This window comes from Saccharopolyspora sp. 6M (assembly GCF_020176775.1).
Lineage (GTDB): Bacteria > Actinomycetota > Actinomycetes > Mycobacteriales > Pseudonocardiaceae > Saccharopolyspora_C > Saccharopolyspora_C gregorii.
In genome coordinates this window covers 23,099-46,873 of sequence record NZ_JAIUJZ010000010.1, presented here as the reverse complement: position 1 = coordinate 46,873, position 23,775 = coordinate 23,099, and the positions used below count along the sequence as shown (strand labels likewise).

General features: G+C 70.8%; 24 protein-coding genes. 11 read left to right on the top strand and 13 right to left on the bottom strand.

Going from position 1 to position 23,775, the window contains the following annotated elements:
• The first annotated feature begins 21 nt into the window (after positions 1–21).
• Together LCD31_RS01285 and LCD31_RS01280 are read left to right on the top strand one after the other, a co-directional pair.
• Complete coding sequence (locus LCD31_RS01285; RefSeq protein WP_224955535.1) at positions 22–732, top strand: TetR/AcrR family transcriptional regulator; 711 nt, start codon at positions 22–24, stop codon at positions 730–732.
• Between the two features lie 98 nt (positions 733–830).
• Positions 831–1,361, top strand: a complete 531-nt coding sequence (locus LCD31_RS01280) for a hypothetical protein (RefSeq protein ID WP_224955534.1) — start codon at positions 831–833, stop codon at positions 1,359–1,361.
• Positions 1,362–1,423: 62 nt separating this feature from the next.
• On the opposite strand, the gene LCD31_RS01275 is transcribed toward LCD31_RS01280, so the two are convergent.
• Positions 1,424–3,202 carry an FAD-dependent monooxygenase gene (locus tag LCD31_RS01275; protein WP_224955533.1) on the bottom strand — a complete coding sequence of 593 codons (1,779 nt, stop codon included), beginning with the start codon at positions 3,200–3,202 and terminating at the stop codon, positions 1,424–1,426.
• Positions 3,203–3,538: 336 nt separating this feature from the next.
• Here LCD31_RS01275 and LCD31_RS01270 point away from each other — a divergent pair, with 336 nt between their 5' ends.
• Positions 3,539–4,408, top strand: a complete 870-nt coding sequence (locus LCD31_RS01270; protein WP_224955532.1) for a p-hydroxycinnamoyl CoA hydratase/lyase — start codon at positions 3,539–3,541, stop codon at positions 4,406–4,408.
• A gap of 66 nt (positions 4,409–4,474) precedes the next feature.
• Entirely contained in the window at positions 4,475–5,962 is a 1,488-nt protein-coding gene (locus LCD31_RS01265; RefSeq protein ID WP_224955531.1) for a long-chain fatty acid--CoA ligase, read from the top strand.
• A 69-nt stretch (positions 5,963–6,031) separates the two neighbouring features.
• On the opposite strand, the gene LCD31_RS01260 is transcribed toward LCD31_RS01265, so the two are convergent.
• Together LCD31_RS01260 and LCD31_RS01255 are read right to left on the bottom strand one after the other, a co-directional pair.
• Positions 6,032–7,492 (bottom strand): aldehyde dehydrogenase family protein, encoded by a 1,461-nt coding sequence (locus LCD31_RS01260; RefSeq protein WP_224955530.1) that lies wholly within the window; start codon positions 7,490–7,492, stop codon positions 6,032–6,034.
• A gap of 107 nt (positions 7,493–7,599) precedes the next feature.
• A complete protein-coding gene (locus tag LCD31_RS01255) occupies positions 7,600–8,043 on the bottom strand; it encodes a MarR family winged helix-turn-helix transcriptional regulator (protein ID WP_224955629.1) in 444 nt (147 codons plus the stop codon).
• A 315-nt stretch (positions 8,044–8,358) separates the two neighbouring features.
• Between LCD31_RS01255 and LCD31_RS01250 the strand changes: the two genes are divergently transcribed.
• On the top strand, positions 8,359–8,763 hold the full coding sequence (locus LCD31_RS01250) for a cold-shock protein (protein ID WP_224955529.1): 405 nt from the start codon (positions 8,359–8,361) through the stop codon (positions 8,761–8,763).
• Positions 8,764–8,959: 196 nt separating this feature from the next.
• Entirely contained in the window at positions 8,960–9,745 is a 786-nt protein-coding gene (locus tag LCD31_RS01245; protein WP_224955528.1) for an alpha/beta fold hydrolase, read from the top strand.
• Here LCD31_RS01245 and LCD31_RS01240 read toward each other — a convergent pair.
• Positions 9,742–10,143, bottom strand: a complete 402-nt coding sequence (locus LCD31_RS01240) for a hypothetical protein (protein ID WP_224955527.1) — start codon at positions 10,141–10,143, stop codon at positions 9,742–9,744. The genes LCD31_RS01245 and LCD31_RS01240 overlap by 4 nt on opposite strands.
• Positions 10,144–10,283: 140 nt before the next feature.
• Complete coding sequence (locus tag LCD31_RS01235; protein WP_224955526.1) at positions 10,284–10,952, bottom strand: GntR family transcriptional regulator; 669 nt, start codon at positions 10,950–10,952, stop codon at positions 10,284–10,286.
• A 118-nt stretch (positions 10,953–11,070) separates the two neighbouring features.
• On the opposite strand from LCD31_RS01235, the gene LCD31_RS01230 reads away from it, so the two are divergent.
• The 4 genes from LCD31_RS01230 (at position 11,071) to LCD31_RS01215 (ending at position 14,830) form a co-directional block, all read left to right on the top strand.
• The gene (locus LCD31_RS01230; protein WP_224955628.1) at positions 11,071–12,258 is read left to right on the top strand and encodes a CaiB/BaiF CoA-transferase family protein; all 1,188 of its coding nucleotides are present in this window, start codon (positions 11,071–11,073) and stop codon (positions 12,256–12,258) included.
• On the top strand, positions 12,255–13,091 hold the full coding sequence (locus LCD31_RS01225; RefSeq protein WP_224955525.1) for a CoA ester lyase: 837 nt from the start codon (positions 12,255–12,257) through the stop codon (positions 13,089–13,091). The genes LCD31_RS01230 and LCD31_RS01225 overlap by 4 nt, the downstream gene beginning before the upstream one ends.
• Positions 13,092–13,202: 111 nt before the next feature.
• Positions 13,203–14,546 (top strand): TRAP transporter large permease subunit, encoded by a 1,344-nt coding sequence (locus LCD31_RS01220; protein ID WP_224955524.1) that lies wholly within the window; start codon positions 13,203–13,205, stop codon positions 14,544–14,546.
• 14 nt (positions 14,547–14,560) lie between these two features.
• Positions 14,561–14,830 carry a hypothetical protein gene (locus tag LCD31_RS01215; RefSeq protein WP_224955523.1) on the top strand — a complete coding sequence of 90 codons (270 nt, stop codon included), beginning with the start codon at positions 14,561–14,563 and terminating at the stop codon, positions 14,828–14,830.
• A gap of 47 nt (positions 14,831–14,877) precedes the next feature.
• Here LCD31_RS01215 and LCD31_RS01210 read toward each other — a convergent pair whose 3' ends face one another.
• Positions 14,878–15,057 (bottom strand): DUF397 domain-containing protein, encoded by a 180-nt coding sequence (locus LCD31_RS01210; RefSeq protein WP_224955522.1) that lies wholly within the window; start codon positions 15,055–15,057, stop codon positions 14,878–14,880.
• Positions 15,057–15,896, bottom strand: a complete 840-nt coding sequence (locus LCD31_RS01205; protein WP_224955521.1) for a helix-turn-helix transcriptional regulator — start codon at positions 15,894–15,896, stop codon at positions 15,057–15,059. The genes LCD31_RS01210 and LCD31_RS01205 overlap by 1 nt, the downstream gene beginning before the upstream one ends.
• Positions 15,897–16,127: 231 nt before the next feature.
• Here LCD31_RS01205 and LCD31_RS01200 point away from each other — a divergent pair, with 231 nt between their 5' ends.
• Positions 16,128–16,307 (top strand): hypothetical protein, encoded by a 180-nt coding sequence (locus LCD31_RS01200; protein ID WP_224955520.1) that lies wholly within the window; start codon positions 16,128–16,130, stop codon positions 16,305–16,307.
• A gap of 386 nt (positions 16,308–16,693) precedes the next feature.
• Here LCD31_RS01200 and LCD31_RS01195 read toward each other — a convergent pair whose 3' ends face one another.
• From LCD31_RS01195 to LCD31_RS01170, 6 genes are all read right to left on the bottom strand, one after another.
• Positions 16,694–16,945 carry a TraR/DksA C4-type zinc finger protein gene (locus LCD31_RS01195; RefSeq protein WP_308015812.1) on the bottom strand — a complete coding sequence of 84 codons (252 nt, stop codon included), beginning with the start codon at positions 16,943–16,945 and terminating at the stop codon, positions 16,694–16,696.
• Between the two features lie 946 nt (positions 16,946–17,891).
• Positions 17,892–18,341, bottom strand: coding sequence for a hypothetical protein (locus LCD31_RS01190; protein WP_224955518.1), 450 nt, complete (start codon positions 18,339–18,341; stop codon positions 17,892–17,894).
• 3 nt (positions 18,342–18,344) lie between these two features.
• Positions 18,345–22,130, bottom strand: a complete 3,786-nt coding sequence (locus LCD31_RS01185; protein ID WP_224955517.1) for a DUF6531 domain-containing protein — start codon at positions 22,128–22,130, stop codon at positions 18,345–18,347.
• Between the two features lie 90 nt (positions 22,131–22,220).
• The gene (locus LCD31_RS01180; RefSeq protein WP_224955516.1) at positions 22,221–22,922 is read right to left on the bottom strand and encodes a WXG100 family type VII secretion target; all 702 of its coding nucleotides are present in this window, start codon (positions 22,920–22,922) and stop codon (positions 22,221–22,223) included.
• Entirely contained in the window at positions 22,919–23,233 is a 315-nt protein-coding gene (locus tag LCD31_RS01175) for a type VII secretion target (protein ID WP_224955515.1), read from the bottom strand. Before LCD31_RS01175 ends, LCD31_RS01180 begins: the two co-directional genes overlap by 4 nt.
• Before the next feature lie 2 nt (positions 23,234–23,235).
• A complete protein-coding gene (locus LCD31_RS01170) occupies positions 23,236–23,700 on the bottom strand; it encodes a YbaB/EbfC family nucleoid-associated protein (RefSeq protein WP_224955514.1) in 465 nt (154 codons plus the stop codon).
• Positions 23,701–23,775 lie beyond the last annotated feature (75 nt).

Genomic DNA, 23,775 nt, shown 5'->3' with positions numbered 1-23,775 from the left:
GCGTCAAGCTAGGATGACCGGGTGAACCCGAGAGACCGGCGCGCGGCGCGCCACCAGCCCGGCGCCGCCGAAGCGGCACCCCGGCGCCGCGCGCTCCCGATCACCGTGGAGCAGGTGGTCGACACCGCCCTCGATCTCGTCGCCGCGGAGGGCTACGAGGCGCTGACCATGCGACGGGTCGCCACCGCGCTCGACACCGGCCCCGCGTCGCTCTACGCCCACGTGGTCAACAAGGCGGACCTCGACGAGCTGCTCATCGGGCGGCTCTGCGGCGAGATCGCGCTCCCCGAACCCGATCCGGACGTGTGGCGGGACCAGCTGCACCACGTGTGCGCCCAGCTGCGCGACCAGTACCTGAAGTACCCGGGGATCTCCCGCGCCGCGCTCGCCGCCGCGCCCACCGACCGCCAGGTCGCGCGGGTCGGCGAAGGCCTGCTGGCGATCGCGCTCGCCGGCGGTGCCGCGCCCGGGGACGCCGCCTGGGCGGTCGACGCGCTGGTGCTGCACGTGGCGTCCTACTGCCTGGAGCTGGCGATCGCGCGGCGGAAGGCGGCCCACGAGGACGCGGCCTGGGTGCTGGACCGGGAGGAGCTGCGGCGCAGGCTCACCGCGCTGCCCGCCGCCGAATTCCCGCACACCACCCGGCACGCGGCGGAGCTCACCGCCGGCACGGGGCACGAGCGGTTCGACTTCGCCGTGCGGCTGCTGATCGACGGCCTCGCACGGCGCTGAACGCGCTCCCCCGTCCGGTCGTCGAGGCCCGCCGCGATCGGCCCAGCGGCCGGGACCCGTTCCGCCGTCGCGGAGCGCGCTCGGGCATGATCCCGACCATGCCGATCTTCCTCGCGCCCGGCGTGCTCGCCGGTGCGCCGCCCGCGGTCGCGCAGGCCGCGCCGATCGATCCGATGCGCGTCGTGTTCGTGCTCGTGCTGGTGCTGCTGGGGATCGCCCTGGTGCTCGTGGTGCTGAGCAAGTGGCTGCGGTGGCGGCAGGGGTTCAGCGCGCCGCGCCAGCGCGAGCTGCTGTGGGCGGTCCCGGTCGCGCCGGACATCCAGCAGGCGGTGCGGGAACTGGTGCGCGCCGACGACCGGGTGCGGGCGGTGAAGGTGCTGCGCGAGGCGATCCCCGCGGTGTCGCTGCTGCAGGGCAAGCTGCTGGTGGACCGGCTCGCCGAGCACGAACACCCCACGAGCTACGCCGAGGTGGTGCGGGACCTGCGCGAGCGCGAACCGGAGCTCGCCCAGCGGTTGCGGCCGCTGATCGAGCACAAGGCGGAGATCGAAGTGGTGCGATTGCTGCGCGAGCGGCTGGGGCTGGACCTGCGCATCGCGGGCGAACTCGCCAAGTCCATGCAGGAGTGATCTCCCGCGGTGGTGCGGGAATCCGGCGCGAACCGGGTTCCCGCACCCCGCTCAGCCGGCGCTCACCTCGCGAGGATGGCGCGCAGCGCGTCCCGCAGCGCGGCCTCCGGGTCGGCGGGAAGCCGGTGCGCGCGCCAGCCGATGTGCTTGTCCGGCCGCACGAGCAGCACCCCGTCCTCGGCGACCTCCCGCAGCCGCGCCCAGTCGAAGTACAGGTCGGTGACCTCGCGCCCGGGCCCGATCACCACCGCCTCGACCGGCACGCCCAGCTCGTGCCCGACCTTGTCCGCGGCGTCCTTCCACGCCTGCCCGGTGATGCCGGTGAGCAGCGTGAAGCGGCCGGCGGGCGCGAGGTCGTGGGTGGAGTACCGGCGGGACCGGTCCCCGACCCACGCGTGCGGCAGCCGAGATCCGGGCACGGTCGAGGGCTGGTAGTACAGCTCCGGGTCGCGCTCCGGCTCGGGCCGGGCGGAACCGTCCGAGACCACGGCGCCGGATTCGTAGAACTGGCCCATCTCCACGCCGTGCGCGTTGAACTCGTAGTCCTTGACCTCCATCGCGCGCTGCAGGGCTTCGCGCTTGGCGGCGCCGTCCGGGGTGGCGTCCTTGCGCTGCTCCATGTTGGCGAGCAGCTGCTCCTCCGGACCGGGTTCGGCGATGTCGAGCGCTTCGAAGAACTGCGCGAACTCGCGGCCGGACTTGTTGGCGCGCAGCACGATCTGCTCGGCGACGGGGGCGCGCTCGGCGGTGTAGCTGTCCAGCAGCCGCTCCCCCGCCTGCCCGCGCAGCACGGCGGCGAGCTTCCAGGCGAGGTTGTAGGAGTCCTGCACGGAGGTGTTGGAGCCGAGCCCGTTGCTCGGCGGGTGCTTGTGCACCGAGTCCCCGGCGCAGAACACCCGGCCGGACTGCAACCGGGTCGCGTACTGCTCGTTGTTGCCCCACAACGAGGTTCCGGTGATCTCGACGTCCAGCTCGGGCAGCCCGAGCAGCTTGCGCACGATGGCGGTGGCGCCGGCGTCGTCGAGCACGGGCGGTTCGCCGCGCACGTCGTAGCCGCTGACGATCATCCACTGGTTCCAGGGCCGCACCATCCGCACCGCGCCGGTGCCGATGCCGCCGACGTTGGTGCCGGGCTGCACCACCCAGTACAGCACCGAGGGGCGGTGCGCGACGTGCTCGGCGAGGTCGGCGGTGAAGGTGATGTTCAGGGATCCGGCGATGTCGAGCTCGCCGCGCATCGGCAGCGCGACGTCGGCGGCGACCCGGGACCGCGCACCGTCGGCGCCGATCAGGTACTGGGCCCGGATGTCGTACTCCTGACCGGTGAACCGGTCGCGGACGCGCGCCGTGACCCCGTCGGCGTCCTGCCGCAGCGACAGGTACTCGGTGGCGAACCGGGTCTGGGTGCCGCGCTTGGTCGCGTTCTCGACGAGGATCGGTTCGAGGTAGTTCTGCGGGATGTCGCAGTTCCACGACGCGGAGGCGAGTTCGTAGTCGGCGTGCCGGGCGGGATGGGTGCCCCAGGTGCGGATGCGGCCGAGCTCCTCGCCCGCGATGGCGGTGCAGAAGACGGTGTCGCCCATCAGCTCGTGCGGTGTGGCCTCGGCGATCACCTGCTCCTCGATGCCGACATCGCGGAAGATCTCCATCGTGCGCTGGTTGGTGATGTGGGCGCGCGGGGTGTTCGCGGTCCACCGGTGCTTGGTCACCATCACGTTGTCCACCCCGAGGGTGGACAGGAACAGCGCCGCGGACGCGCCCGCGGGGCCGGATCCGATGATGAGCACCTCGGTCCGCACCGGGTCCGTCCGGGTGGCCGACTGCTGGTCGGGAACCGTCATCTGCTTCCTTCGCACTGGACGCGGGCACGCGCTCGGTCCGCCGGTACCTGCTCGCGGGCTGGCCGGCGACCCGAGTTCGCGGCTGATTACAGCCGCAGCCCGCCAGTCGATCAAGACTTCCGCGGCCGCGGGCGAGCTGGCATCCACTGTGGACTCGAAGCGGACATCTTTCGAGGAAGCAATTTCTGCACGAAGTGACCGCGCGGCCGCCGCTCCTGCGCGGCACCGGCCGACGACCGTGATCCTGAACACGGCGCACGACGAGGACCACCTTGACCGGTCTTCCGCGGCGCTGCTACACATGAATCAGGAACCCTGATTCATGTGAGGTGGCGGATGAGCGCAGCGGTGGACGACGAACAGCGGCCGGGCACCCCCGAACCCTGGGGCGACACCGTCCTGGTGGAGTTCGACGAAGGCATCGCCTGGGTGACGCTCAACCGGCCGGACAAGCGCAACGCGATGAACCCGGCGCTCAACGACGAGATGGTGCGGGTGCTCGACCACCTCGAAGGCGACGAGCGCTGCCGCGTGCTGGTGCTGACCGGCGCCGGGGAATCCTTCTCCGCCGGCATGGACCTCAAGGAGTACTTCCGCGAGGTCGACGCCACCGGTAGCACCGCCGTGCAGACCAAGGTCCGCCGCGCCAGCGCCGAATGGCAGTGGAAGCGGCTCGCGCACTGGATCAAGCCGACCATCGCGATGGTCAACGGCTGGTGCTTCGGCGGCGCCTTCACCCCGCTCGTCGCCTGCGACCTCGCCATCGCCGACGAGCGGGCGAAGTTCGGGCTTTCCGAGGTGAACTGGGGAATTCCGCCCGGCGGCGTCGTCAGCAGGGCGCTCGCGGCCACCGTCAGCCAGCGCGACGCGCTGTACCACATCCTCACCGGCGAACCCTTCGACGGCGCCGAGGCGGCGCGGATGCGGCTCGTCAACGAGGCGGTGCCCGCCGAACGCCTGCGGGAGCGGACGCGGGAGCTCGCGCTCAAGCTCGCCTCGATGAACCAGGTGGTGCTGCACGCCGCGAAGGTCGGCTACAAGGTCGCCGCGGACATGCCGTGGGACCAGGCCGAGGACTACCTCTACGCCAAGCTCGACCAGTCCCAGTTCGCCGACCAGGCCGGGGCGCGTGCGCAGGGGCTCAGCCAGTTCCTGGACGAGAAGGCCTACCGGCCGGGCCTGGGCGCCTTCGACTCGAACAGGTAGCACTCGCCCACCGCGGCGCGAGATCCTCCTCCCGCGCCCGGTGGGCGCTCGGCGAAAGGTGCACCGTTGCGAAACCAGGGGCTCGGGTCCTGGCCCGACCGGCGGGCCAGGATGACACCGCACCGGATCGCCCTGCGCCACGGCGACCGGACCACCACGTACGCCGAACTCGCCGAGCGGGTGCGGCGACTCGCGGACGGCCTGCGCCGCGCCGGCGTGCGCCAGGGCGACCGGGTCGCCTACCTGGGGCCGAACCACCCGGCGTACCTGGAGGTCCTGTTCGCCTGCGGACGGATCGGCGCGGTGTTCGTCCCGCTGAACTTCCGGCTCACCGCACCGGAACTGGACGTCGTCCTCGACGACGCGGGGGCGGTGCTGCTCGTGCACACCGCCGAGCACGCCGCCACCGCCGCCGCGCTCGGCACCCGCGCCCGCCGCGTTCTCGTCGACGCCGACGGGAACGTCGAGCACGCGGGCGGAGCCGACGTGGTCGACCAACCGGTGCGCCCGGACGACCCGTGCCTGATCATGTACACCTCCGGTTCCACCGGGCGCCCCAAGGGCGTGGTGCTCACGCACGGGAACCTCACCTGGAACTGCGTCAACGTGCTCGTGGAGACCGATCTGGCCGCCGACGAACGCGCGCTGGTCGCCGCTCCCCTGTTCCACGCCGCCGCGCTCGGCATGGTGTGCCTGCCGACGCTGCTCAAGGGCGGGACGGTGGTGCTGCACTCGTCCTTCGATCCGGCGGCGGCGCTGGCCGCGATCGAGCGCGAGCGGGTGACGTTGATGTTCGGGGTGCCCGCCATGTACGACGCGCTCGCCGCCCACGAGCGGTGGGACGCGACCGACCTGTCCGGGGTGCGGACGCTGCTGTGCGGCGGATCCCCGGTGCCCACCAGGACGATCGAGCGGTACCTGGCGCGGGGGCTGAGCTTCGTGCAGGGCTACGGCATGACCGAGACCGCGCCCGGCGCGCTGCTGCTGGACCGCGAGCACCTGACCACCAAGATCGGCTCGGCCGGGGTGCCGTCGTTCTTCACCGACGTGCGCGTGGTGGACGGCGACGGGACCGAGGCCGGGCCCGGCGAGCGCGGCGAGGTCGTGGTGAGCGGGCCGAACGTGATGCCCGGGTACTGGGGGCTGCCCGCCGAGACCGCTGCGGTGCTGCGCGACGGCTGGTTCCACTCCGGCGACGTGGCGACCGTGGACGAGGACGGCTGCGTGCGGATCGTGGACCGGCTCAAGGACGTGTACATCTCCGGCGGGGAGAACGTGCACCCGGCCGAGGTGGAGAACGAGATCCACGCCTTCCCGGGCGTCGCCGCCTGCGCGGTGATCGGCGTCCCGGACGAGCGGTGGGGCGAGGTGGGCCGCGCCGTGGTCGTGCCGGAGGAGGGCGCCTCGGTCGATCCGGCGGAGCTGCTGGCGCACCTGCGCGGGCGGCTCGCCGGGTACAAGGTGCCGCGGTCGGTGCGCTTCGCCGCCGAACTCCCCACCACCGGGTCCGGCAAGGTCCGCAAGGCGGAGGTCCGCGCCCGCCACGGCGGCTGAACCGCGCGGGCGGGCGGGCCGCACACCCCGGCGGAACGCCGGATCGCGATCGGAACGGGTGGGTCGGGGTCAGAACGGGTAGGTCGGGGCCTGGCGGCGGAGGGTGAGCCACTGGGTCTCGGTGAACGCCTCGGCGTTGGCGCGGGCGCCGCCGACGCGCGAGGAGCCGGACGCCCCGACCCCGCCGAAGGGCGCGCCCGCGTCGTCGTTGAACGTCTGGTCGTTGATGTGCACCTGGCCGGACGGGATGCGGCCCGCGATGGCCATCGCCTCCCCCAGATCGGCGCCGAGCACGCCGAGGCTGAGCCCGAACTCGCTGTCCGCGGCGAGCGCCACCGCCTCGTCCACGTCGGAGAACGGGCGGACGCAGGCGACCGGCCCGAACACCTCCTCCGCGTAGGCGGGGGTGTCGCCGGTGCAGTCGGCGAGGACCGTGGGCCGGTGGAACAGCCCCTCGTGCGTGCCGCCCGCGACCAGCCGGGCCCCGGATCCGGCGCTGCGCCGCACCAGGTCCTGGGCGTGGTCCAGCTGCCCGCGGTCGATGATCGGCCCGAGCTGCACGTCCTCCCGGTACCCGTCGCCGACCCGCAGCGCGTCGGCCTTCGCCGCGAGCACCTCGACGTACTCCTGGTAGACGGATTCGTGCACCAGGTGCCTGCCGATGGCCATGCACACCTGTCCGGAGTGGATGAAGTTCCCGAACGCGCCGCAGGAAGCCGCCGCGGGCACGTCGACGTCGCCGAGCACGACGAGCGCGCTGTTGCCGCCGAGCTCCAGGTGGGTTCGGGTGAAGGTCCGCGCGGCGCGCGCCCCGATCGCCCGGCCGGCCGGGGTGGACCCGGTGAACGACACGATCCGCACTTCGGGCGCGTCGATCAGGGCGCCGCCGACGTCCGCGTCGCCCGGCAGCAGCTGCAGCACGCCCGGCGGCAGCCCGGCCTCCTCGAAGATCCGCGCGATCACCACGCCGCCGCAGATCGCGGTGCGCGGGTCCGGCTTGAGCAGCACGGCGTTGCCGAGCGCCAGCGCGGGCGCGACGGAGCGGATGGACAGGATCAGCGGGAAGTTGAACGGGGAGATGACGGCGACGACGCCCGCGGGCACCCGGCGCTGCACGCTGACCCGCGGCATCGGCGAGTGCAGCAGTTCGCCGTGCGGCGCGGTGGCGAGGGCGCTGGCCTCGGTGCACTCGGCGGTGGCGGCGGCGGTCTCGATGCCGGATTTGAACCGGGTGGAGCCGGATTCGCGCACGATCCAGTCGCCGATCTCGGCGGCGTGCCGCTCGAACAGCGCGGCGGCGCGGGAGAGCACCGCGGCGCGGTCGAACGGGGAGGTGGCGGCCCAGTCGCGTTGCGCTCGGGCGGCGCGGCTGGCCGCTTCGGCGGCGTCCTCCGGCGCGGCCCGGCCGACTTCGCCGAGGACGTCGCCGGTCGCGGGTTCGACGGCCTGCCGCGGTTCTCCTCCGGTTCCGGTGGTCCAGCTACCGGTGAAGATCCGGCCGGTCCAGTCCGCGTCGTCCAGCAGTGCCATGGTCCGCTCCCGTCCGCTTCGTTGCTCAGGGCCCCTGATAATCGTACTAGTCGGCCCGCGGAATGAGGAGCGCTCGGCGCAACCTCCGGCACCCGACCGCGGCACACCTAGGCGCGGCGCACCTCGGACACCGCCGCCAGCGCGGTGATCCCGTGCTCCAAGCCCTCGCGGAACGTTTCGCGCTGCCCGGGACTGAGATCGGCGAGCAACTCGTCCTCCAGCTCCAGCACGGCCGGCGCGCACTCGGCCAGCAGCTCCGAGCCGGCTTCGGTGAGCGAGGCCAGCAGTACCCGCTTGTTGTGCACGTCCGGACCGCGCGTGATCAGGCCGCGCTTCTCCAGCGTCAGCACCATTTCGTGCATCGTCTGCGGCCGCAGGAACGAGCGGCGCGCCAGCTGCGCCGAGGACAGCGCGCCCCGGTTCTGCAGCACGGTCAGCGCGGTGTACTGCAGCGTGGTGAGCCCGAGCGGGCGCAGCACGTCGTCCAGCAATGCCCGGATCACCAGTTCGAGGCGCTTGACCAGGTACAACGTCAACGGTGGACGGGGGATCGCGGCGTCGGCCCCGTCGGCCGCACCGGATCGCTCTGCTCGGCTGCTCACCCGCGTCATGATGTCACCTCCGCGGCGGTTCCGTCCGCGCCGCCCGCGCGATCGCGAACCCTGATATCGAATCAGCAATGCTGATCTCCATCGAGCAGGGCCCGCCCTAGTAAGTCTACTGTGGACTGATGTGGTCCCGCGTCTGCCGCGAGAACCATCCGCGGCGGCCGATCGGCGGAGCCGGTTCCGGCCGCTCGCGTCGCCGTCACTACTATGCGAGCCGCACCAGCTCCGCTCAGCACTCGACTCCCGGGGGTCCACTCGATGGTGAACGGCAAGGTCGTCCGGTTCGACGACGATCGCGGCTACGGCTTCCTCGCGCCCGACGACGGCGGCGAGGACGTCTTCGTGCACGCGAACGACATCCAGGACTCCAAGCAGCAGTTCCGGCCGGGCGCCCGCGTCGAGTTCGCCATCGAAGCGGGCGATCGCGGCCTGAAGGCCTCGCAGGTGCGGTTGCTCGAACCGGCGGCCGACGCGGAACCCCGCGCGCCGCGCCGCGAGCAGGAGGACGACGGGCTGTGCGACGTGCTGTCCGTGCCCGAGTTCCGCACCGAACTCACCGAGGCGCTGCTGGAAGCCGCCCCCACCCTCACCGCCGCGCAGATCGTCCAGGTGCGCCGCAAGGTGACCGACATCGCGCGCAGGCACAACTGGATCGAGGCCTGACCGGCGCTTGGCCAGCGGACGGGGCCTGCGGAGGGCGGCGCCGGTGCCCGGGCTCGCCCGCGGGTGGCCGTCCGGCCCGCTGCGCGCCGTCCCGCGCTCGGCGGCCCGTTCTTCCCAGCGCAGCCAACGAATTCGCGGGACACGCGCTGCGCTGACCGGGCCGTCCGTCCGAAAAGCGGAGGACGATACTGAGACCATGCCGCGACTCGACATCTCCGACGCCCGGATCGACCACCGGCTCGGCGGGAACCCGGACGGTCCCGCGCTGCTGCTCCTGCAGGGCCAGGCGAACTCGCAGCGGTGGTGGGACGAGGTGCGCACCGACTTCGAGGACACCTACCGGACGATCACCTTCGACTACCGGGGAACCGGGGATACCGCCGCACCCGATGCGGACTGGACGACCCGCTCGTTCGCCGCCGACGCCGCCGAGGTGCTGCGCGCCGCCGGGGTCGCCCGCGCGCACGTGTACGGCACGTCGATGGGCGGCCGGATCGCGCAGTGGCTCGCCATCGACCGGCCCGAGCTGGTGGACCGGCTGGTGCTCGGCTGCACCACGCCCGGCGGCGAGCACGCGGTCGAACGAGACCAGCAGGTGCGGCGCTCGCTGCTGAACCCGGACCCGGCGCAGCGGCGGCGCGCGCTGTTCGAGCTGATGTACACCGGCGCGTGGACGGGTTCCCCGGAGGACAGCACCGTGCTCGGCGACCCGACCATGACGGCCGCCGCCACGCGACGGCACCTGCGGATGAGCGCGCGGCACGACGCGTGGGACCGGCTCCCCGAGATCCAGGCGCCCACCCTCGTCCTGCACGGCGACGAGGACCTGCTGGCCCCGGTCGTCAACGCGGAACTGCTGGCGCAACGCATCCCGCACGCCGCGCTGCACGTGCTGCCCGGCGCCCGGCACGCCTACTTCGACGAGTTCCGCGCGGAGGCGTCCCGGTCGGTCCGCGACTTCCTCGCCGCGGCGGGTTCCTAGCGCACGCTGCGGAAGTTGTCGGCGGGCACCTCCAGGGACTCGCCCGATTCGAAGCGCACAACCACCCGGTCCGGCAGCCAGCCGACGTCGCGGACCCGCGGTTCCCGGCCCGCGCCGAGTTCGAGCAGCACCGGGTAGTAGTAGTCCGTGACGTGCGGCCCGAGGCGCAGTTCGTGCGCCACCCCGGTCGGGCGCACGACCCGCAGCAGCCGCAGGTCGCTGGAGTAGTGCTCGCCGCCGTACTCGTAGGTCATCCCGGAGTCCTGGGACCGCTCCTCGTGCAGGACCTCCGCCTGCAAGGAGATCGACGACGGTCCGATGAGGACCACCGCCAGCACCACCAGCAGCGCTCCGGCCAGGAGCACGACGAGGGCGGTGCGGAAGCTCTTGCGCAGCACGACGGGGACTCCTCCAGCGGACGGCGGGCCGCGCGGTTCCCGGCCCCTCGGCGGCTCAGCCTGCCGGAGCGGACCGGCCGCAGGCCTCGGCCGATCGGCCACCCGACCCCGGCCGAACGTTTACCGCTCCCGGCGCCGGGTCAGCCCTGGCGGTCCGCCCGGTAGCCGCCGCTGAACCGGACGTGTTCGATCATGATCCGCTCGGCGGTCGCGCCGTCCTGGGCCGCCAGCGCGTCGATGATCCGCCGGTGCGCGTCGAGGTGGCCGCGCGCGCGTTCCGGTTCCAGCCACAGCGAGGCGTTCGCCGGCACCGGGTAGCTGTTGCGGATGGCGCGGGCCTGCCTGCCGAGGAACGCCGGGCCGCCGATGTCGGTGATCAGCAGGTGGAACCGGCGGCTCTGCTCGCCCAGCAGCTCGTGGCCGCCCCGCTCGGCGTCCTCGACCATCGAGCGGTGGATCCGGCGGAGCTCGTCGAGCTGTTCGGCGGTGATCCGCTCGGCGGCGAGCTTGGCGCCGAGGCCTTCGACGACGGCCCGCACGTCGTAGAACTCCCGCAAGGCGTCGTCGCTGAGGTCGATCACCGTGGCGCCGTGGTGGCTCTCGTAGCTGATCAGGCGGTCCTTCTCCAGCCGCCGCAACGCCTCGCGCACCGGGGTGATCGAGACACCGAGGCGCTCGGCGATGGAGTTCGCCTTCAGCGGCGTGCCGCCCGGGATGCTGGCGTTGCGCAGTTCCCCCAGCAGCACGTCGTAGACGTAGTCCGCCTTGCTCATCGGTGGCCGGTTCACGGCCGGTTCCCCTGACTGCATCGCCATCCTTCGCTTCCGGCGAATCCGGCGTCCAGTCTCCCGCACCGGCCCGCGCCGCCCTAGGCCGACTACGACGGAGGTATTGACTTACAAGTTACATATTATAAGTTGCATCCTCATGACGAGCCTTGCCGGATTACGCGTCATCGACGCCGCCACCCTGTTCGCCGGACCGTCCGCCGCGATGCTGCTGGCGGACTTCGGCGCCGACGTCATCAAGATCGAGCACCCGACCCGCGGTGACCCTGCGCGCGGCCACGGAGCTTCCGCCGACGGCGTCGGCCTCTGGTGGAAGACCCTGGCACGCGGCAAGCGGACCGCCGCCGTGAACCTCTCCACCCCCGAGGGCCAGCGGATCATCCGCGAGCTCTGCGCCGACGCCGACGTGCTCGTCGAGAACTTCCGGCCCGGAACCCTCGAACGGTGGGGGCTCTCCCCCGACGACCTCCGAGCGATCAACCCGCGGCTGGTGGTCGCCCGGATGACCGGGTTCGGCCAGCACGGCCCGATGTCGCGGCAGCCCGGCTTCGGCACGCTCGCCGAGGCGATGAGCGGGTTCGCCGCGTCCACCGGTGAACCGGACGGGCCACCGGTGCTGCCGCCGCTGGCGATGGCCGACGGCATCGCGGGGCTCGCCATGGCCTACGCGATCATGGTGGCGCTGCGGGCCAGGGACGAGACCGGGCACGGCCAGGTCATCGACATGGCCATCATCGAGCCGATCGTGAGCATCCTCGGCCCGCAGATGACCGCGTACAAGATGCTCGGCACCATCCCGCCGCGGACCGGCAACCGATCCAGCAGCAACGCTCCGCGCAACACCTACCGCACCCGCGACGGCCGCTGGGTCGCGGTCTCCACCAGCGCGCAGGCCATCGCCGAACGCGTCATGCACCTGGTCGGGCGGCCGGACCTGGCGGAACAACCGTGGTTCCAGCACGGACGCGGGCGGGTGGAGCACGTCGACGAGCTGGACTCGGCCGTCGCCACCTGGATCGCCGAACGGGACGCGGGCGAGGTGATCGACGCGTTCGAGCAGGCCCAAGCGGCGATCGCGCTCGTCTACGACGTCTCCGACATCGCGCAGGACCCGCAGTACGCGGCGCTGGAGACCTTCGTCGAGCTCGACGACGAGGAACTCGGCGCCACCACCGTGCAGAACGTCCTGTTCCGGCTGTCCGACACGCCCGGCGAAGTGCGCTGGCTCGGCCCACCGCTGGGCAAGCACACCGACGACGTGCTCGCCGAACTGTCCTACTCGCCCGAGCGGATCGCCGAGCTGCGGGAGAGCGGGGTCGTGGCATGACGCCGCCGGTGTGCTCCCTCTACGTACCCGGCGATCGTCCGGAGCGGTTCGGCAAGGCCGCGGCCAGCGGCGCCGACGTGGTGATCCTCGACCTGGAGGACGCGGTCGGCGCGGAGCACAAGGACGTCGCGCGCGAGCACGTCCGCGCGCACCTGGCCGAGCGCAGGCCGGGTCCGGAGCTGCACGTGCGGATCAACGATCCCGCCACGGAACGCGGTCGCGCGGACCTCGCCGCGCTCGCCGAGTGCCCGGGCCTGGACGCGGTGCGGGTCCCGAAGATCCACGGCGCCCGGGACCTCGCCGTCGTCGACGAGGCCTTCGGCACCCGGCCGACACCGGTGCAGGCGCTGCTGGAATCCGCGCGCGGCCTCGCCGACGCGGCGGCGATCTGCGCGCACCCCAGGGTCGCCGGGGTCGGGCTGGGCGAGCAGGACCTCGCGGCGGAGCTGTCCATCACCGACGAACGCGCCTTCGACCACCTCCGGCTCCAGCTGGTGCTGGCCGCCGCGGCGGCCGGCCTGCCCCCGGTGGCGATGTCGGTGCACGCGGACGTCCACGACGAGGCGGGTCTGCGGGCGTCCTGCGCGCACGGCAGATCCCTCGGCATGTTCGGGCGTGCCGCCATCCACCCCCGGCAGGTCCCCGTCATCCGGGACGCGTTCCGGCCGACGCCCGAGGAGGTCGCCCGCGCCGGTGAGGTCGTCGCGGCGGCCGAGCACCACGGCGGCGAGGGCGCGCTGGCGCTGCCCGACGGCCGGTTCGTCGACGCGCCCGTCATCGCCAAGGCCCGCAGCGTTCTCGCGCTGGCGGACCGGCTCGGCGAACGCGGCTGAGAAGCCGGAGCCGGCCACCGAAGTCCGGCGCCGCCGTCGCAGGTCCCGACGACGCGCCCGTCCGATCAGCTCACCTTCCCGGTGACCCGCAACGATTCGAAGGAGCTCGTCGTGGGCGTAGCAGTGTGGGCACTCATCACCTACATCGCGATCATCGTCGTCTGGAACACCGTCCTGAAGCGCAACATCGGCGAAGCGATGCTCGTCGGATTCGTCGCCGTGTGCCTGTTCGGCGGTGGTGACGCGCTGGAACTCGCTCGCGCGGGGCTGGACGAAGCGCTCTCCGAGGAGGTCGTGTTCGCCGCGCTGGCGTTCGTGTTCATGGGCTACCTGATGACCGAGCTCGGCCTCATCGACCGGCAGGTCACGTTGCTCAACTCCGTGTTCGGCAGGCTCCGGGGAGGTTCCGCGTACGTGTCGACCTCGGCGGCGGCCCTGCTCGGCGGGCCCGCCGGGTCCGGTTCCGGCATCGCCGCCTCCGTCGGCTCGGTGACGATCCCGTGGATGATCCGGTCGCGCTGGCGGCCCGACCTGGCGGCGTCGCTGGTGGCGGGCAACGCCGGGCTGGGGATCTCCATCCCGCCGAGCTCGTCGATGTTCCTGCTGCTGGGCTCGGCGGCGGTGGCGCCGGTGCTCAGCGCGGACCAGCTCATCGTCGCGGCGTTCGCCGGTGGGCTGTGGACGGTGCTGTACCGGTTCGTCGTGGTGTTCAGCTGGGTCCGCCGGTTCCGGATCGAGAAGATCTCCGGGGAGGACATCGCGCCGCTGCGGATCGCGTTGCAGCAGGGGTTCGGCTCGCTGCTGGTGTACGCGGGCATCGCGATCCCGGTCGTGCTGACGCTCGATGTCGGCGTCCGGTTCCTGGAATCCCGCGTCGGCGACGCGGCGGACGACATCAGCGTCATCGTGTGGATCCCGGTGCTGACCATCCTCGCGACGCTGCTCGTGGCGTGGCGGCGGCTGCCTCGCACGGGACGCGAGTGGAGCACGTACCTCGGGAACATGGCCTCGCGCTACGCCGTCATCGGCGCCACCCTGCTGTTCGCCTTCGCGGCGGCGGCGAGCCTGGGCGAGCTGGGACTGGTCGCGCAGCTCACCGCGATCATGGAAGGCTTCGAGGCTCCGCTGTGGATCGTCGCCTCGGTGGTCGGGCTGCTGCTGGTGGTGATCGCGGCGCCGCTGACCGGAACCGCCACCATCGCCGCGGTCGGCGGCGTCGCCTTCAGCGCCCTGACCGCCGCCGGAGCACCCCCGGCCGCCGCGGCCACCGCCATCCTCATCTTCGCCTCGACCGAGGGTGCTTCCCCGCCCGGTGCCGCACCGATCTACATCGCCACCGGCATCGCAGGCGTCGACCCGTCCCGCACGTTCCTGCGGCTCATCCTCTGGTTCGTGCTGCCGATCCTCGCCATCGGAGTGCTCGTCGCGACCGGCCTGCTCCCCGTTCCCGCCTGAGCGAAAGGGAAACCATGTCGCCCGAATCCCACCAGCCCCGCACCGCCCGCGTCCTCGCGCAGCGGATCAGCATGCCGGTGTTCAAGGTCTGCCTCGTCGTGTTCCTGGTGCTCGGCGTCGCGCTGGTGCTCGTCCAAGCCGTCGGCATCATGGTCGGGAACGCCGCGCTGGTGTCCGGCGCGGTCGACGTGCTGGGCGCGCCGACGACGATCGCGGCCGGGGTCACCGGGCTGCTCGGGTTCGCGATGTCCTACGTGTTCCCGTGGAAATCCGGCGAGGACTGAGGCGGTGGGGCCGGAGCCCGCGGTGGGTTCCGGGCCCTCGGCTCGGATCATCGGCGGTCGAAACGGCCTCGTTTGACCGCCTCGGTGAACGAGGGGACGTCCACGCGTAAGACCGGGCCTGCTGGATCCTTCGAATCCCGCATCAAGCGGAGATCCGCCGACACCTCCACGCACGCGGAGCCGTTCTGACTCCGGCTGGACTTCAGCCACCGGCGTTGTTCACCCATCACATCCGCTCCAGAATCTGGATCCGTCGGGTCATGGCCCTGCTCGTTTCCGCAGCGCCGAGGGCGATGTCCCCCAGGTGGTCAACGGCCTGGCGGTACGCCCTGATGTCGTCGTCCTCGTGCAGGAACAAGGTGGAACGGCGGTTCTCCAACTGCACGATCGGCGTGGACACCTCCGATTCGAGCAGGGTGAACGCCCCTTCCAGCGCCGGTTGCCAGCCGCTGCGGAACGGGACCACCCGCAGCTCGACGTTCGGGCACCGTCCGCTGTCGACCAGATGCCGCAGCTGCGCCGCCATGATCCCGGCGTCGCCGACGATCTGGTGCAACACGGCCTCACCGAGGAACGCCCGCATGGTCACCGGATCGGTTCGCGTGAGCACTTCGCGGCGCCCCAGTCGCAGCGCGACCCGCGCGGACACCTCGCTCGACGGCACTCCGCCCGCGCTCATGATCGCCCGGATGTATCCCGCTTCCTGCAACGGACCCGGCACCAGCAACGGGGACACCTCGGTGATCCGGGTCGCGGCCTGTTCAAAGTCGATCAAGGCTGACAGCTGCTGATCCCGCTCGGGCAACGCCGTCGCCACCCACGGCGGGTTCTTCGTCTCGTAGGCCAGCGACACGATCTCCTGGAAGCGCGGGCCGTTGACGTCCAGCGCCCCGAGGATCTGCGCGACCCGCTCCGGTGTCAGTGGTCGTTCCCCGTTCTCCCAGCGCGAGATCTCGCCGGAGTGGCGGCCGATCTGGTCCGCCAGCTCGGACACGGTCATCCCGCGTTCTCGGCGGATCTCGCGCACGGCGCTGCCCAGCGCACGTGCTTTCGGAGTCGCTGCCACCTGCTCACTCCCCGGTTCTCGTCCGCACGGCGCTCGCCCGACGTTCACCCGCTGCGCAGCAGGCAACTCGGTTGAGGCGATCACCATGCTCCTACGAAGATCACCATTACCAAAACGGAGCGAAGCTACCAGCGGATCCGGCAACGGCCCGGTCGCAGTGGAAGTGGCGTCGCGGATTCACCTGACCGAGCAGGGGGCTGAGCAATCCAGCGTCACGACCCACCCGAATCGATGATCGAACACCGCGCGGACGCTGCGGAGACGTCCGGCTGGACACCGCTGGAACGGACGATCCGCACCTGCTACTACTGCCGACAGCCGTACCGGGCCGCCGTGGACGCGACCAAGTGCGAACGGATCCACGAAGCGCTCGCCGCCCTCGCCCGGAGCAACGGCGATGGCCGTTCATGACCGGTGCGGATCAGTCGTCCCGCTCCCCGACCGCCACCCGGTAGCAGGCTGCACCTGGATGACCTCGGTCCTGGCAACCGGATGGCACCTCGTGCCCGCGCACTACGAGACGTTCCGAATCCCCTGCGCCTGCGGCCACTTCCTCACCGGCCCGGTGCACCGCCGCCTCCTCAACAACCCACCCCCCGAACACCGCTGCACCACCTGCATAGCAGCGGTATCCAGTACGGAGTTCCGACTGAGCACGCGTTACGACACGGCTACCCCGACACTTCACACGTCTTCCGAACCGACGCTCGAACCGGTACCCGGACGTGCAGCTGGTCAGGACTCCCTGCTGCCCCGCACTGTGCTCGGTCGAGTTCGCCCGCTGCGGTGTCGTGTGCTCACCTCGTCCGGGATGCGCAGGTGATGCAGGTGGCGGTGGCGGGAAGCGCGACCAGGCGTTCGTCGCCGATGGCGGCGCCGCAGCGCTCGCAGCGGCCGTAGGTGCCGTCCTCGACGCGCACGGCCGCCCGGACCAGCTCCGCCAGCTCACGCCGAGCGTCGTCGAGCAACCCCTGCACCTGAGCGCGCTCGAACGCGATCGTCTGACCCTCCGGGTCGTGCTCGTCATCGGCGCCGGTCCACGACGACACCTCCCGGATCTCCCCCAACTGCCGCCGCAACGCCCCGACCCGGGCCTCCACCTCGGCCCGGGCTCGAGCGAGTGCTGGGCGTGCACGACGTCCCACCATCCGAGGCGCAACGCCCCCACCCGTGGATTCATTCCCCTTCAGGTCAGCGACAGCGAGATCCGCAGTCAGCGACTCACCAGTCGAGCAAAGGCACATCACGATTCCGCAAGACGGTCACTTGATCAAGTACTAGAAATCAAACTCCACCTCGAGCGCACCCGACGCCCGGAGCATCCACTCAAGAGAGCCAACCGGAACCGGCCAATCCATCACCACGATGGACATCTGCAATAATTCGGCCGACAAAACAGTCGCATCCCACCAATACCAGTACCGGTCCTCATCGGTAAACCAATGCAACCAAGACGCCAATGTCCAACGCTCCTGCGCGAACCCCGCTCAAGGGTCCCCACCAGCGGAACACGCTTCTCGAAACCAGGAGGGGACTCGACCCACAATTTCTTCACCACTCAAGCCGGAGTCAATCGAACGCAACACTACCGAGAAAACTTCTCGCGAATTCTTCAGAACCCAAGCAGCATTCCCCGAACAATGCACTGTCGCACTTGAAATCATTCCCCCACACGGAATCCCGCAAGCAGAATTCCCGTTCTCCACGCGAGCGATCTCTTCCGGCATCATCAACGCACTTACCTACCGTTTCCAGGTGACATTCAACTCCAATTTATTGAATGTGATACGTCAACGGAAACTGCTCGAAACGCACACCAGAGCCATCTCGACCTGACCCAACGCGTCCACGCCAGCACGGCGCCTTCGTAGACCCTGCATTTGGCGACACCTGCCGGATAGATACGCCCCGGAGCCTCAGGCACAGCCCTAAAACACTTGTTGCATGCCACCCACATCCGGATGAGTTTATCCGCATCTCGAGCCAAATAACTCGTTAATCGATCGAAACGAGAATCGCCTCCGCCATCTCGCCCACGGTGAACGAATCAAGCCCTAGCGCTTCGCGGTGCACCAACACAGACGCATCTGAGATCTCACCGTTCGCGCCCTTTACAAGATCGAACGATTTGCCGAGCATCTCGCGCAATCTGCGTTTGACGTCCTTGGCGTTGGTCGAATTGTCATCCGCAAAAAAAGGCGGAGTGGCGACGATTTTTTTTGGAAGTCCGTCCTCTCGGGTATTGACCAACAACTGCGCTTCACCAGGACGCGGATAGCCTCCATACCGATCGTGCGCCAAGTAGAATTTCACGACCATGAAATCGCATTCTACCGCGACATCAGGAACCGTTCCACAACGCACCCGAATGTCGTCACGACCACCGAGGAAGCGCTCGAGTTCGGCCGACTCTTCCTCGTACTCGGTAGCCACTACAAGCTGCATGAATCAACCTTGTCGAATAGGAACGTGAGGCAGGACCCGCGGTCGACTCAAATCGCCCAGAAGGCCCGCAGGCAACGCAACTCCAGGCAACCCACCCTTAACATCAGAGATGTACGGCAAGATGCTTTCCGAAGGAATCAAGTCGCGCTGAATAGTAGTTCGAACTACTGTATAAGCACCTTCGCTCGGCCAGCTTCGATATGCTTCTTTCGCATACGCAGCAGCATCTTCAGGGCTCTGCGAGAAATATTTCGTCTCGATCCCTTCAGGGTTGGAGAAAGATCTATTGTCAAGTATGTCCTGCATCTCCTCGTTCTTGACGGCTCGATACAGTTCAACATGATCTTCCTTGCAGGACCAAAGCCCAAGAGGATCGGTCAACGTAATCGGGTTTGAAACGTACCGATGAGGGCTCGGCCCGGCTGCCAGACCGAGCGGATCCGCGCTCCCGTACCGCCCCGTGCTCGGGTCGTAGTGGCGGTGGAAGTTGTAGTTGAGGCCTGTTTCCGGGTCGGCGTACTGGCCCGGGAAGCGCAGCGGTGTGTACGCGCCCGTGCGGCTGTGGTCGAGGGTGTTGCCCCACAGCGTCGTCCGGTGGAACCAGGCCACTCCGCCCTGGTCGTTGATCAGCTCCGCCGGTGACCCGACCAGATCGGTGACGATCGAGTAGAACTGCCGGTCCACCCACTGCTGCGGCGCGTGGCGCAGGGGTGCGCGTTCGCGCTGGGCCAGCGGGCGGAACGAGCCGGGCTCGTAGTCCCAGACCGTCACGTGCAGGTCGGCGAACTCCGGGCCGCCGACGCCACCGGGACCGGCTCCACCGCTGCGCGCCTGTTCGGCGAGCACCACGCCGTCCCAGGTGAAGTCGACCTGCTCCAGCACCCGGTCGCCGGGTCCGAGGCGCTGCTTGGCGACGCGGCGGCCCAGCGGATCATAGCGGTAGCGCCAGCGCGAGCCGTCGGGGGTGAGCACTCCGGTCAGCCGGTCGTCGGCGTCCCAGAAGTACCGCCAGGTGTCGGGCTTGTGCGACAGCCGCCTGCGCTGGCGCAGGATCATGCGGCCTTGGTCGTCGTGCTCGTAGCGCACCGAACCGGCTCGGCGCACCAGCGTGCCGGAGTACTCGCGGTCTCCGACGGCGTCGGCGTCGGGCGAACCCGCGGGCACCGGCCACGCCGCGTCGGTGACGTTCCCGGCGGCGTCGTAGGTGTAGCGCTCGGTCCAGCCGCCGGCCTGCACGGTGGTGACGCGGCCCGCGCGGTCGAGCTCGAAGGTGCGGGGGCCGGTGAGGGTGTCGTTGACACCGGTCAGCAGGCCGTCGGCCCGGTAGCGGTAGGAGCGCTGCTGGACCTGGTGCCCGGTGGCTCCGGTGATGTGCTGCGCCAGCAGCTGGTGGTTGGCGTCCCAGTCCTGGGTGAGCACGGCGTTCGCGCCCAGCGCGCGGGTGGTCTCGTGGCCGGCGGCGTCGTAGTCGAAGCGCAGCGTCCGGCCGCCCGCGTGCAGCGCGGTGGGCTGGTGGGCGGTGTTGAACTCCCAGGTGCTCTCCGCGCCGGACGGCGTCATCCGACGCACCCGGCGGCCGAGCGCGTCGTAGGCGGAGTGCACGGTGCGGCCGTTGACGCTCTCCGCGAGCACCCGTCCGGCGGCGTCGCGCTGGAAGCGGATCTGGGTGTCGCCGTCCATCGCCTCGGCGAGGCGCCCGGCCAGGTCGTAGGTGAACGTGGTCGTGGCGCCGGGGGTGCGGCGTTCGATGACGTCGCCTAGGACGTTGCGCACGAACGTGGTGGTCTCGCCGACGCCGTTGGTGCGTTCCAGCAGCTGCCCGGCCGCGTCGTGCCGGTAGGCGACCTGGCGGCCGTTGAAGTCGGTCTCGCGCACGAGGTTCCCGGCCTCGTCGTAGTCGTAGCGCCAGACGAGCCCCTGCTCGTTGGTGACGCTGGTCAGCCGCAGTTCGGTGTCGTAGCCGAACTCCAGGCGGGTGCCGTCGGGACGCACCTCCGCCGAGGGCAGGTCGAAGTGGGTGACCTCGGTGTGGGTGGCCTGGCCGAGCGCGTCGACGTGGGTGCGGAGGTTGCCCTCACCGTCGTAGATCCACCGCTCCGTCGCACCGTCCGGCAGGGTGCGCCACGCGGGTTCGCCGTCGACGGTCCAGCCGAACCGGGTCGTGCCGCCGAGCGGGTCGACCACGGCCGACGCCCGACCGAAACCGTCGCGCTCGTACCGGGTCGTCGCACCCGCGGCATCGGTGATCGACAGCGGCAACCCGGCCGCGTCCGTTTCGACGCGCCGCACTCCGCCCAGCGCGTCGGTGATCGCGGTGAGGTGGCCGTGCTCGTCGTAGGTGTAGGTCGTCGCCGCGCCCATCGGGTCCAGCACCCGCGTGAGGTTGCCGCGGTCGTCGTACTCCCGGCGCGACACGGTGCCGTCCGGGGCGATCACCGTCGTCGGCAGCCGCAGCTCGTTGTACTCGAAGCGGGTCTGCGAGCCGTCGGGGCGCGTGGCGGCCAGCAGGTTGCCGATCTCGTCGTACTCGTAGCGCACGGTGCGCCCGAGCGGGTCGGTCCGCGACAGCAGCCGGTCGAACTCGTCCCACTCGGAGCGGACCTCGTGACCCGCGGGGTTCACCTCGCGGATCGTCTGGCCGCGTTCGTTGAGGTGGTAGGTGGTCTGCTGCCCCAGCGAGTTCGTCCACCGGGTCACCCCGTCCTCGTAGGACATCGTGCCGCTGAAGAAGCCGCCGGAACCGTCGGCCTGCACGACCCGGCCCTCGTGGTCGTAGCCGTAGCGGTACCAGGCGCCGTTGCGGTCGGTCCACGAGGTGATCCGGCCCGTGTCGTCGTAGGTGAACGTCAGCGGCGTGCCGGAGGCGTTGGTGACCTCGGTGAGCCTGCGGCCGGTGTAGCCGTAGCGCACCAGCCGGAGGTCGTCGCCGTCGGCCGCCTCCCGCAGGTGCAGCGCGGTGATCAGGCCGTCCTCGGAGTCGACCCGGATGCGGTAGCCGCCGCTGTGGCGGATCTCCAGCGGAGTTCCGGCCGCGTCCCGGTCGAAGTCGATGCGGTGCCCGTTGCGGTCGGTGATCGCCAGCAGCGGCAGCACCGCGTGCCCGAGGCCGACGCCGAAGTGCAGCGTGCGGCCCTGCTCGACGTCGGTGATCGTGAAGCCGTCCGCGGTGCGGGTCAACGCGCGGCGCGGGCCGGTGCGCGGCAGCACCGGCGAGTCGTCGGCGGGCAGCGGGTAGAACAGCAGCGTGCCGTCGTCGGCGGCGAGCGACACCTCGTTCCCGTCGACCTCCAGCCGCTGGTCCAGCGTGGACGACCAGCTGGGGCCGAAGTGCCGTCCTACGCGGTACGACGACAGGTGCGTCCGGTGCAGCACCAGCGGCAGCACGCCCGCCAGCTCCACGTCGGTCTGCGCGAGCACCATGTCGCCGCTGGCCACGTCGATCGGGTCGCCGCAGGTGTTCTTGTCCTTGTCCGGCACGCGTTCGGCGTCGGCACCGCGGTTGTTGCCCTGGATCGACGAATCGTCGGGGGAGCCGGTGCGGCCGGACGGCGATGTTCCGCTCGGACCGTCGGGCGTGTCGGCGCCGGACGGCTTGGTGCTGTCCGGGCCGGAACCGCCGAGGTCCGGGCCGGTCTGGTGCCCGTTGCCCGACGGTGGTGCGCTGGTACTCCCGGAGGACGCCGGGCCGGAACCTCCCGGCCGCCCGGCCTGCGCGGTCTGCCGGATGCTGTCCTGCGCGCCGGAGACGCTGCTGCTCGCGTCGATGTTCCCGTGCCGCTGCGACGGCATGCTCGGCGCATCACCACCACCATCGCCGTTCCCACCGCGAGGTCTCCTGGCCACAATCCCGCCTTAACGTAGGTCCGGTGCGAATCCCGGTCAGCCGTCGATGAGCTTGGTGAGGTTGGTGAGGCTGTCGATCAGGTCGCCGATGTAGCCGGTGATCTTCCCGACCCACTTGACCACGGCGGACGCGATCTGCGCGGCCACGACCGGGATGGTCACGACGAAGATCGCCTCGGCCGCCCACACGATGACCCGCGCCACCAGGTCCGCGATCAGGTCCCGCACCATGTCGCGGGTCATCTGCACCAGGCCGCCGGCGCCCTCGGTCGCGGCGGCCATCGCGGCGGACGTGGCGCCGAGGCCGCCGACCGCGTCCACGTTCGCGCCCATCATCTCGCGGTAGGCGTCGGCGGCCTCCCCTTCCCAGCCGGGCAGGTCGCGTTCCAGGTCCGCCTTCAGGTCTTCGGACATCGACGCCAGTTCCGCGGCCATGTTCGTCCACGTGTTCGCGTGCGAGGTGACGACGTCGGGCATGCCGGTGAGCTCGTCGAGCATTTCCCGCAGGGGCTCGAAGTGCTCCATCGCCCAGCCCAGGCCGTTGGACAGCAAGGTGCCGAACGGGTCGAGCACGGCGGAGGCGACCTCCAGCCCGACTCCGACGCCCGACAGCACCCCGCTGGTCCAGTCGCCGCTCTGGATCGAGGTGACCAGGCCCTCGATGCTGTCGGCCGTCCCGGCCCCGGTCCACGCCTTCTGCGTCGATTCGACCGGGGCGACCAGCGAATCGTCGCTCACAGGCCACCTCCGGCGGCCTCGAAGCCCTCGCCCGCTTCGACTTCGCGGCGGTCGTAGTCCTCCGCGGTCGCGCGCAGCGCCTGCGCGGCCTGCGCCAAGTTCTCCTCCACGAACGCGAGCAGCTCGTCCTGCTTGGTGTGCCGGCCTTCCAGCACGCCGGGGATCCACGAGCACAGCACGCCGTAGGCCTGGTCGTCCTGCGCGATGTTCGCGCTCGCCGACTTCACCGCGCCGAACCGCGCCTGGAGCGCCTCGACCTTCTGCGCGTGCGCGCGCAGCTGGTCGGCTTCAACACCGAACCCGTCCGCCATGGTCAGCTCCGGAAGTCCTTCGTCACGTCGTAGTCGTCGTACTCGTCGCGCGGCGGCCGGGCGGGCCGCTCGGCGGGTTCGGCCGGGTCCGGTCCGCTGCGCAGCCGGTCGCCGAGGCGCTGCGCGATCTCCTGCCCGGCCGCGGAATCGGCGCCGAGGGTGTCGGTGACGATCTCCTGCGACCGGTCCGCGGCCTGGTTGCGCGCGGCGGCCAGCGCGGCGAGCACGGCCCGGGACACGACGTCCGGGGACTTGCGCTTGATCTCGTCGGTCAGGCGCAGGTCCACCATCGACCCGGTGGAGTCGACCGTGACCTGCGCCAGGCCCTGCGGATCGCCCGCGGTCACCCGGATCTCGCCGATCCGCTCGCTCATCGCCTGCGTGTTGGCCGCGACCTGCTCGGCGCGCTGCCGCCAGGCGGCGAGGCGTTCGCGGGCGGCGTCGGGGTCGAGGACGTCCCCGTTCACCTTCCGGCTCCTTCGATCACCACGGCCACTCCTCCGACCAGCTCGACACGTCCGCTCGACCAGCCTTCCAGCCAC